The sequence below is a fragment of the Geomonas sp. genome, from assembly GCF_035254065.1.
Classification (GTDB): Bacteria; Desulfobacterota; Desulfuromonadia; order Geobacterales; family Geobacteraceae; genus Geomonas.
On record NZ_DATFBA010000199.1, the window covers coordinates 1 to 7,980 of the forward strand.

Genomic DNA, 7,980 nt, shown 5'->3' on the forward strand with positions numbered 1-7,980 from the left:
GGATGTGGCCTCGTTTTTACTTGCCGACACCGACCTGAACCGGATCACCATTGCCTAAAGATGCCGGCTGCCGGTAACCGGACCTCTGGAGGGGATCGATCATGGCTGCACCCGCCGCTGAAACTGATTCACCCTTCTGGCAACTCCCCGTCCCGACGCTCCTGGAACAGATGGGCTCGACCCCTGACGGGCTGAGCGGCGCGGAGGCGGCTTCCCGCCTCGACCGCTTCGGTCCCAACCTCATCCACGGGGAGCAGAAGAAGGCGCTCGTCCTGCAGTTCCTCGCCAAGTTCAAGAACCCCCTGGTCATCATCCTGCTCACCGCCAGCGCCCTCTCCGCCTTCACCGGCGACGCCACGAGCTTCTTCATCATCGGCACCATCGTCTTAATCAGCGTGACCCTCGATTTCGTCCAGGAATACCGGGCCGGCCAGGCCGCGGATCGCCTGCGCCAGTCGGTGGCAGTGCGCGGGCAGGTGCTGCGCGACGGAAAGCTCAGGGAAATCCCGCTCGCCGAGATGGTGCCGGGGGATGTGGCGCTCCTTGCCGCGGGCGACCTGGTCCCCTGTGACGGCCGGCTGCTGGAGGCGAAGGACTTCTTCGTCAACGAGGCCCTTCTGACCGGGGAGGCCTTCCCGGTGGAAAAATCCCCGAGCGAGCTCCCCGGGGAGAGCGAGGTCCTCGCCGCCGGCAACTCCGTGCTGCTCGGGACCTCGGTGGTGAGCGGCACCGCCCGGGTGCTGATCTGCCGCACCGGCCAGCATACCGAACTGGGCGGCATCGCCGACACCCTCTTGGCCAAGGCCCCCCCCACGGCCTTTGAGGAGGGGACCCACCGCTTCGGGCTGCTCATCATGCGCATGACGGTGCTCCTCGTCCTGTTCGTCCTGCTGGTTAACGCCTACTTCCACCGCCCCTGGCTGGAATCGTTCCTGTTTGCCGTGGCGCTGGCGGTGGGGCTCACCCCCGAGCTCCTGCCCATGGTGGTCTCGGTGACCCTGTCGCGGGGCGCGCTGCGGATGGCGGAAAGCAAGGTGATCGTGAAAAGGCTCGCCTCCATCCACAACCTGGGGAGCATGGACGTCTTCTGCACCGACAAGACCGGCACCCTGACCGAGGCCCGCATCCGCCTGGAGCGCCACCAGGACCCCCTGGGGAAGGAGAGCCTGCGGGTCCTGGAGCTGGCCTATTACAACAGTTATTTCGAGACCGGCCTGAAGAGCACCCTGGATGACGCCATTTTGGAGCACAGGGAGATCGATGCGGGGGGCTTTAAGAAGGTCGATGAAGTCCCCTTCGACTTCGAGCGCCGCCGGGTCTCGGTGCTCCTTGACGGCGGCACGGCCAGACTGCTGGTGGTCAAGGGGGCTCCCGAAGATATCCTGCGGCTGTCGGTCTCCTACGAGGCGGATGGGGAGGCGGAGCTGCGCCCCCTGGACGAAGCGGCGCGCCTGAAGATCAACGCGCAGTTCGAGGCGCTCAGCCGGGAGGGGTTCCGGGTACTGGGCATCGCCTCGCGGCGGGTGGGGAGGGACCATCCCCATGCGGTGGTGGGCGATGAGTCGGAGCTGGTCTTTGCCGGCTTCGCAGCCTTTCTCGATCCCCCCAAGGCGAGCGCCAGGGAGGCCCTGGCCGGGCTGGCCGCCGACCGGGTCGCCGTCAAGATCATCACCGGCGACAACGAACTGGTGAGCCAGCATGTCTTCGCACAACTGGGGATCCCGGTGATCGGGGTGCTGACCGGGGCGGAGATCCAGCAGCTGGATGATCCTGCGCTTTCCTCGCGGGCGGAGCAGGTGAACCTCTTCTGCCGCGTCACCCCCTCGCAAAAGAACCGGGTCATCCTCGCCCTCAAGCGCCGCGGCCATGTGGTGGGCTATCTCGGCGACGGCATCAACGACGCCCCCTCGCTCCATTCGGCCGATGTCGGCATCTCGGTGGACAGCGCGGTTGACGTCGCCAAAGCGGCGGCGGACATGATCCTTCTGGAGCAGGACCTGGGGGTACTGCATGCCGGCGTCCTGGAAGGAAGGCGCACCTTCGGCAACATCATGAAGTACATCATGATGGGGACCAGTTCCAATTTCGGCAACATGTTCTCCATGGCGGGAGCCTCGCTCTTTCTCCCCTTCCTCCCCATGCTGCCGGTGCAGATCCTGCTCAACAACCTCCTCTACGACGTTTCCGAGCTCCCCATCCCGCTCGACCGGGTGGATGACGACTACCTGAGCCATCCGCGGCACTGGGACATGGGTTTCATCCGCAACTTCATGCTGGTCATCGGCCCGGTCAGCTCCCTCTTCGACTTCCTCACCTTTTACGTCATGCTGACCCTCTTTCATGCCGGGGAGGCGCTCTTCCATACCGGCTGGTTCATCGAGTCCATGGCGACCCAGGTGCTGGTCATCTTCGTCATCCGCACCCGCAAGAACCCCTTCCAGAGCCGCCCTGCCCGCTGGCTGGTCGCCTGTTCCCTGACCGTGGTGGCGGTGGCCGCCCTGCTCCCCTTCACCCCGGCCGGCAGGCACCTCGGTTTCGTGGCGCCGCCGGCGTTCTTCTTCCTGCTCCTGACCGCCATGCTGGTCGCTTACCTGCTGGCCGTGGAAGGGATGAAGCGGTGGTTCTTCCGCCGTTTCGCTGCGGAGTGACCCCCCTACAGGGGATGCGGCAACCTCAAGCCGGGCTTTCTGCTCCCCCCACGGCTGTGAGTCCGGAGTCCTCTGGGTGGAGATGTGCTTTTGTCTTTTTATGATCGTTCATGTCGCACCGGGTGGATGAAGTCGCGTTTTCGTGCCCACCTCGTAATCAGTCGCTTTGAGGTGGGGAGTACGCCTGTTCCGCAACGGTACGGAAATGATAGCCGTAGATGGTGAGCGTAATGGTGACGGGGAGTAACCGCGGTTTCCTGAGCAGCGTCCAGAAAAAGATCTTCCAGTAGTGCCAGCGCTCCTTTCCCAGGATGCCGAGAAAGAACATGGAGCGGAAGAATGCCCTGATATCGCGCCGCTGCAGCATGGAGAATGGCGACGGCCCCGAAAGCCGGTACTCCTTCAGAAAGGTCATCAGCCGCGCATAGAAATAATCCGGAGAATAGATGGTCCTCACCAGACGCTGGTACCCCTCCACGAGGACCTGGGGATTCATTTTGGGAAGGTAGGTGAGGGCGGTATCCGTGTTGTTCCCGCTGGCGGTGCTGATCAGCCTTCCCTCGCGGGAGAGCCGGCCGTGCAGCTTGGTCCCCCGCAGGACCATCAGTATCCCCACCATGGCGGTGACGATGCCGCTTTCCTGGATAAAGCGGAGCTGCTTTTCGAAGATGGCCGGCGAGTCGTTGTCGAAACCGACGATGAAGCCCCCCTGCACCTGGAGCCCGGCCCGCTGGAGGGACTGCACCGAGGCCACCATGTCCCGGTTGTTGTTCTGGACCTTCCCCGTCTCCTTCAGCGAATCCCCCTCGGGGCTTTCGATGCCGATGAAGACCTCCTGGAACCCGGCGGCGACCATCAGTTCCATGAGCTGCGGGTCGTCCGCCAGGTTGATGGAAGCCTCGGTATAGAAGAAGAACGGGTGTCGACTCGCCTTCATCCAGGAAATCATCGCCGGGAGCACGTCCTCTTTCAGCTTCCTCTTGTCACCGATGAAGTTGTCGTCCACGAAGAAAACCCCGCCGCGCCAGCCGATGGAGCAGAGCGCCTCCAACTCGGCCAGCACCTGCTTCGAACTCTTGGTTCTCGGTTGGTGCCCGAAGAGCTGCGTGATGTCACAGAACTCGCAGTCGAAGGGACAGCCCCGGGAAAACTGGATGTTCATGGAAGCGTACTTGCGCATGTCGATCAGCCCCCAGCGGGGGCGCGGCGTGCGGGAGAGGTCGGGGCGGCCGTCTGGCAGGTACAGCCGCTGGGGCGTCTGCCTGTCGAGGTCTTCCAGAAAACGGGGGAGGGTCACCTCGGCCTCGCCGAGCACCAGGTGGTCCATGTGCGGGAACTCGTCATGGCAGCTCGTGAAAAGCGGCCCTCCCCCGACGGTCTTCACCCCCAGCTCGAGGCAGCGGGCCAGCACTTCGTTGACCGAATCCCTCTGCACCGTCATCGCGCTGATGAAGACGTAGTCGGCCCACGAAAGGTCATGGTCCGAAAGCCGGTCTACGTTCAGGTCGACCAGCTTCAATTCCCATGATTGCGGGAGCAGCGCCGCCACGGTGAGGATGCCAAGCGGAGGGAAGGCGGCCTTTTTGCCGATGAACGGCATGGCATGACGGAAACTCCAGTACGTATCAGGGCATTTGGGATACAGCAGCAGGACTTTCATGTTCACCTCTGGGAGCTAAATGAACTCGGTCGTACAGTGGGTGGCCTTCATGCTGTGCGCCCCGTTTCTTTTCTTTCCAGACCATCGGACATCCCCTGTTCCCCCTTAACGGCTATCATAACACCGGGAACCGTCTTCGGCTCGCGATAGGCGAGCCGAAGTGCAAAAAACAGCCGCGGTTACCTGCGGCCAGGTCACCGGGAAAAGATCAGCACGCTGTAGGCTTCCAGGGAAATTGCGGCGTGGCAGGGGGGGCAGCCGCAGCAGCATCGGGAGCCTGGCGACTGGAACCGCAGTAACCGTGAAGCGTGCTCTCGCCCCTGCTGACCTGAAGACGGTGTGCGCGTCAGAAACGTGCCTTGCAGTCGAGCCGCAGGTAAGGGACGGGATGGCCGGTCGGATCGATGTTCTGATCGAAGAAATCCCACTTCCTGTAAAGCACATACCCGGCTTGGGCTTCCAGGGTGAGGTAGGGAAGAGGCTTCCACGAAAAACCTGGGCCCATGCGCAGTTCGGTGAAATCGACCGTGGCGTGGTTGAGCTTCGGTATGCCACGATCATCGCCGTACTTATCGCCCACCACGTAGGTGCCGGCCGTTATTCCCATGCCCAGGTAGCTCTTGAGCCTGCTGTTCACGTCGTACTCCAGGCGCGGATCGGGAAACATCATGTTCAGGGTCCAGAGGTCGGCGAACCTATAGCGGAAGCCGGCCGCCGGGAACACGGGATACTGGCTCTTAACGTCGGCGCGCAGGCCGAAGAACCATTGCAGATCGGCATCGACCAGGTAAACAACGCCCAACAGCAGCGGTGCGTCGAAGCGCCGTCCGTCGAATCGGATCACGTCGCCGTAGAAGCCTGGCTGCAGTTCGGCGCGCATGAGCCACTGCTCGGCCACCTGGTAGTCGAATCCGAGGATCGCATTGGCGTGCTGCAGCGTGGCGGGCGCGGCCAGGGGGCGTGATCCCGGGAACGAAGAACCCTGCCACTGGGTGCCGAAGCGCAGTAAAAGGTCCTTGGTGACCTGCGGCGAGGCGACATATTTGAGGTCCGCATCCAGTTGGCTGCTCGGGGCGACCTGGGCTGCCTCGCGTCCGGCGTATCCCAAGGTGACGTCGATTTCATGGGAAACGTGAATCGATTCGCTGGCCGAAACCACGACTGGCATCGCCAGCAGTGCCATCAGCAGTGAAACCATTAACAGGGTCGGGAAAAAGCCGTTTTTCATCTCAATCTCCTTGCAACTGGCGCAGCCACCGGTCATCGGGGTTTGACGCTGTCCTGGAAGCAGCGGACAACCTTTTTGAATTCCAGGGTCAGAATGACCCCCGAGGCGAGCCGTTCGATCCCCGAGGCGAACCGGAGCGTGGGGGCCGAGCAGAACACGTTGCACCAGACCAGGGAACCGGCCCTTCCGCCTTCGCGGACCGGCCAGATCTCGTAGAGCGTGGCGGAGGTATAGTAGGTGCCGCTCACGTAATATTCCAGGTCCAGCAGCTGATAATGATCGCCCACCTGCCGCAGGTAGACCGCTCCCAGGCTCAAGGTGGCGTGGTGGTCGGCCTGGAACAGCCTCCAGTAGCAGGTCGGCTTGCTGGGCGGGATGGCGCCCCCCCCGTCCAGCAGCCCGGCACTCTGCAGCAGAGGGGCGAATTCACGGGCGATGGGAGCCTGTTCCTGTAACAGGGCCCGCAGGTGGGAGGCCGGGTTGATCGGTTCCACGTCGAAATCGTAGGTGAGCGCCTTGCTGAAGCCGTTACGCTGAAAGGACGAGGCGCGTCCGTGCAATAGATTGCCCCAGCAGGAGGCGATGGTTTTCACATCGGCATTTTTGCCGACGCAACGGGAAAGTTCCGAGGCCTCGATCTGGGTGAGGTTCAGATCCGAACTGCGGGGAGTGGTCGCCAGGGTCTGGTCCCAAAACCAACGCAGCGGAGCAGTGCCGGGATCGAGGTAACGGTAGAGGTCGTTGAATTCATCGGGATCAACGGGGTCGCGCAGCTCGTGCGAGGCGTACACCTTGAGAGCGGCATAGCGTTTGGAATCCCAGGTCTCGAGCTGTTTGACCGTCTCGGACGGAGAGAGCGGCACGGCGAAGCAGAGCTGGGACGAGATGCCGTTGGGGAATTTCATCAGCGCTCCGCGCTGGGAGAGGATCTCCCCCTCCAGCATCCGCTTTACATCGATCTTCTGGAAACCGCCGAACTGCTTCAGTTCAGCAAGCGGGTCGGTGACTTGGGCAGTAGCCGCAGCACCCGCCGCGCAGCAGAAAACGAGCACCAGAAATATTTTTGACAAACGCATAGACGTTAACCCTCCGCGATTGGCCGGTGGTAATGCGCCGCAGATATTGATCTTGAATCACTCTGAGAGGTGCGGATTACGCAGGTCGTGCTGTCATAGCTAAGCCGGAAGAAGGCAGAACTACCATGAAGTGCAGTTAACATAATATCCGGTCCCGCCCGAAAAACAAATTCCATACAGCCGATAATTGTCAAATCCAATCAGCGGCCCGCCCTTTCTCTTATCTGGAAAGTCATTGGCTGCCCAGTGGATAATGTTTACGGCAGAGAGGTCCCTTTTTGATATAATCCAGTGATGAAAGACATCAAGTCCCAGTTGTTCTGTCTGTCCCTCGTGGTCCTTATACTCTCTACCAGTTGTTCAACCCTGCCCGACGCCTCCAATGAATGCGGTGGTCCTCAGTCGTGAATTTGCCGACGACATGGAGAAGGTGTTCGCCGCGGATCTCGCCGCGTCGGACCAGATCCTATGGGAGAAGTGGAAAAAACGGCCGCTGTGGCAAAAAATCAGGCAGTCCTTCGCGCACGCATTTTCCCGTTGGATGTAACAGTCTGCAGGAGATCATGTTTCTCTCAACATTTCCGCTTCCTATTCCCTGGGTGCGGCACCTCTGCACTGCAGTTCGCTGCGTCAGCCGAAATTGTTCTCAGAGCACTGCACACCGCTTCCCAAAAAACTGGCCGGAAAAGTCCAGCGGCCGATCAAAAGCATCGATTACCCTGGAAAGTGACGGCGGTAATAATATGAAGTTGAAAAGGCCGGAGGATCATTCCTCCGCCCTTTTCATTTCCAACTGAGCTGTTTGCAGATGACGGCGCACACTACCTGCGCACACTGATTCCCGAAGAAGGTCTAACAGGGAAGCTATCTACGGAGATATGAGGGTCGGGGTTGGCTTTGTATGGCGGGGGGACTGGAAGGGGACGTTCTTGAGTTACTTGAGTTACTTGACTTACTGCTGAGTAACTGAAGTAACTCAAGAAACTCCCCCTCGCAGCTCCCCGGAACGATCGCCTTCCGCGCTGAGCCACCTGCGGATATATGAGACTCGGCGGCGATATCCAGAGTCGAGCTTCCCCACCGCCACAGCTCTCCTTTACTCCACTGCCGAGATGGATGAACGGCGATTGTTGTTAGTGCCGCGGAGATTGCAATCTCTGAACGTGGTTGCTATCCGCCCCGAGGAGACCGCCACCGCCGAGCGACGGTTGCTATCCGTGACGCGAAGATCGCAATCGCTGAGCGGCGGTTGCGATCCGTGACGGGAAGATCCCAATCGCTGAGCAACGGTTGCTATCCGTGACGGAGAGATCGCAATCGCTGAGCAACGGTTGCTATCCGTGACGGAGATATCGCAACCGCCGATCG

5 protein-coding genes are annotated in these 7,980 nt (G+C 61.2%); 2 read left to right on the forward strand and 3 right to left on the reverse strand.

From position 1 onward, the window contains the following. Nucleotides 1–101 precede the first annotated feature (101 nt). Nucleotides 102–2,648, forward strand: a complete 2,547-nt coding sequence (mgtA, locus tag VJ604_RS09480; protein ID WP_324081922.1) for a magnesium-translocating P-type ATPase — start codon at nt 102–104, stop codon at nt 2,646–2,648. Between the two features lie 157 nt (nt 2,649–2,805). On the opposite strand, the gene VJ604_RS09485 is transcribed toward mgtA, so the two are convergent. From VJ604_RS09485 to VJ604_RS09495, 3 genes are all read right to left on the reverse strand, one after another. Further along, nucleotides 2,806–4,308 carry a B12-binding domain-containing radical SAM protein gene (locus VJ604_RS09485; RefSeq protein WP_324081924.1) on the reverse strand — a complete coding sequence of 501 codons (1,503 nt, stop codon included), beginning with the start codon at nt 4,306–4,308 and terminating at the stop codon, nt 2,806–2,808. 346 nt (nt 4,309–4,654) lie between these two features. Then, nucleotides 4,655–5,536, reverse strand: coding sequence for a hypothetical protein (locus VJ604_RS09490; protein WP_324081925.1), 882 nt, complete (start codon nt 5,534–5,536; stop codon nt 4,655–4,657). A 32-nt stretch (nt 5,537–5,568) separates the two neighbouring features. Next, the gene (locus tag VJ604_RS09495) at nt 5,569–6,612 is read right to left on the reverse strand and encodes a hypothetical protein (RefSeq protein WP_324081927.1); all 1,044 of its coding nucleotides are present in this window, start codon (nt 6,610–6,612) and stop codon (nt 5,569–5,571) included. Nucleotides 6,613–6,994: 382 nt separating this feature from the next. On the opposite strand from VJ604_RS09495, the gene VJ604_RS09500 reads away from it, so the two are divergent. After that, nucleotides 6,995–7,159, forward strand: coding sequence for a phospholipase D-like domain-containing protein (locus tag VJ604_RS09500; RefSeq protein ID WP_324081930.1), 165 nt, complete (start codon nt 6,995–6,997; stop codon nt 7,157–7,159). Nucleotides 7,160–7,980 lie beyond the last annotated feature (821 nt).